The following is a 2,222-nucleotide window of genomic DNA, read 5'->3' on the forward strand; positions in this document are numbered from 1 at the left end:
TAATAACGGTATATATTACTCTTGCTGATATTACTTTTTTCTGCGATCTGTTTCAGTGATGTATTCTCATATCCTCGCTTGATAAACAGTCTTTGTGCCGTTTCGAGTATCTTGTTACGGATATCATCTTTTTTCACCTGCATATTTGTTTTCCCACCTTTATCTCATGACTCAAAAGTGACTATTCTTCTTTACACATTATATCATCTGAGCGCAATTATTACAATACCTGTGGTTCAAAAGCGACCATTTTCTCAGAATGTTATCATATGTGTATTATTCTGTATCTCTAAACGATCATCATAAACTATCTGGGATCAGATACATAGACTGGTATTTCTTTTGTACTAACCATATGAATACTATTAAAAATAGGGCTATGCCTTACGTACACAGGTTACGGAGGACATAGCCCTTTCCTTATGCTGTAATTATATCAGTCCTGAATCTCCTGTATCATAGTTGCACCGTCCTTGAAACCGACCTTGTAGGTGGTTCTCGTTTCAGCGTCGGCGGTTTCGCTTACGCAGTCAAGTATCTTGTGGAACACATCAATCTGCTCCTCGCTCAGCGAGTCTTCAAACGGTATGCAGAGCTTGTTAAACTCATCGGAGAACTCGGCGGAGTGGATTTCACCCTGTCTGTAATTATACATCGCATCAATCATTTGTATCTGTCCTTTCGGTTTTATTGCTGTAAAACCAACCGTCCAAACTTTACCAAATAATCGTTGTTAAGGTGTTGCTTACGGCACTACGGTGAGGAAATAATGGCTTGTATCGTTCTTCAGGACGGAGAAACAGCTACGGAACAGGAGATCAAGGACTTCTGCTTTGCAAGAATGGCAAAGCACAAGTGCCCGAGATACATTGATTTCGTAGACGGGTTCCCCATGAATGCCGCAGGAAAGATACTCAAGTACAAGATTAGAGAGCAGGCAGTTGAAAAGCTCAAGCTCCATATGGCAGACAGCATTGTTACTGCTTAAAGAATACTCGTATTATTTATACAGCAAATAGAGCTTTTTATCGCTGTTAATAATTTTGCCGAACGTAAACCGTAACTTCAAGAAGACGGTATGTAAAAAATATGTATTTTATTTTCTTTAAGAACAACAGCTCCCTGACGGGAGCTGTCCTCTTTAGTAACGTTTATACCACCGATTGCCGTGTGAATTTCGTGTGAAAACGTGTGAAAAACAACTGATTTTTCTCACACGCGACTGCATATTTGCAGTTGTAACTGTTTTTTACAGGTAAGAGAAAAGCCTGTATTTCGGTACTTTTCTCGAAATACAGGCTTTATCGTTCTGGCAGGGGCAGAAGGACTTGAACCCTCGGCACGCGGTTTTGGAGCAGAGCCCGATGTTTTTTAGGAAGTGTCAGCACGTTCTAATTGGTGTCGGAACGCATCAGCCTATCAGGCAATAAATGGCTGTGTTTAGCCAAGTGTGAAAATCTAAGCTCCGCAATTGCCTATATTAACGTATTTGACTGATAGCAATATCTGAGCAAAAATAGTGAAAAAAGCCTCAAAAGTGTTAGAAAAGTATTAGATACAATTGTGAACGATTTTTGTGTACGCCGTTAACGAAATATGTATAATTTCGCTTCAGCAACAAAATAATTCTGAGGAATGAGGAAGTATAATGAAAGACATAAGTTACACCGATTGGGAGCTAACTTCGGCACAGATAAGGACAGTCGTAAAGCTCCGAAAGCTGTATTCAAATTACCCTGACGCACTCGGTACAAAGGACGTAATGAAGATGCTGGGAGTCGGCAGAGCTACTGTATTGAACCTGAAAAACTGTGGTATGCTGCGCCACTATAACTTAGGCAATCGTCTGATATATCCGAAAGAATGGGTGCTTGAGTACCTTGCGGTCTACGCTGTCAGTGACAAGCCTGATGTCCGTGACTATCAGCGAGAAGTGCTCCGCTACTGCCGCACTCGCAGAACGATAACCGAGATAGCACAGCACCTGAATCTCGGTGCAGTATTTTGCCGGGACTACCTGCTGAAACCGCTGTGCGAGCACGGTGAATTGAGGTGTGAGATAGACAAGCAAGAAGTCAGCAGGCACTGTTATATAGCTGTAAGATGAATTATGCCCTCCGTATTAAAATGAACCGCACCACATTGTGCGTACAGCACAAAAAAGCCCCTATGGCAAATAGAATTAAGCTACGAACTGGCTTCGCAATTCAAGCGGAGTCAGT

Annotated in this window: 4 protein-coding genes; 2 read left to right on the forward strand and 2 right to left on the reverse strand. The window is 41.7% G+C overall.

What is annotated here, in order from left to right:
• Both BT127_RS17400 and BT127_RS16090 read right to left on the reverse strand, forming a co-directional pair.
• The coding region (locus BT127_RS17400) for a TetR/AcrR family transcriptional regulator (protein WP_139275599.1) at window positions 1-143 on the reverse strand (143 nt) is incomplete at its 3' end.
• Between the two features lie 293 nt (window positions 144-436).
• Complete coding sequence (locus BT127_RS16090) at window positions 437-667, reverse strand: DUF6809 family protein (RefSeq protein WP_075425972.1); 231 nt, start codon at window positions 665-667, stop codon at window positions 437-439.
• Window positions 668-730: 63 nt separating this feature from the next.
• Between BT127_RS16090 and BT127_RS16095 the strand changes: the two genes are divergently transcribed.
• Both BT127_RS16095 and BT127_RS16100 read left to right on the forward strand, forming a co-directional pair.
• The gene (locus BT127_RS16095) at window positions 731-988 is read left to right on the forward strand and encodes an AMP-binding enzyme (RefSeq protein WP_318257302.1); all 258 of its coding nucleotides are present in this window, start codon (window positions 731-733) and stop codon (window positions 986-988) included.
• Window positions 989-1,648: 660 nt separating this feature from the next.
• Entirely contained in the window at window positions 1,649-2,107 is a 459-nt protein-coding gene (locus BT127_RS16100) for a helix-turn-helix domain-containing protein (RefSeq protein WP_075425973.1), read from the forward strand.
• Window positions 2,108-2,222 lie beyond the last annotated feature (115 nt).

It is taken from the genome of Ruminococcus sp. XPD3002 (genome assembly GCA_900119535.1).
GTDB classification, from domain to species: domain Bacteria; phylum Bacillota; class Clostridia; order Oscillospirales; family Ruminococcaceae; genus Ruminococcus; species Ruminococcus flavefaciens_H.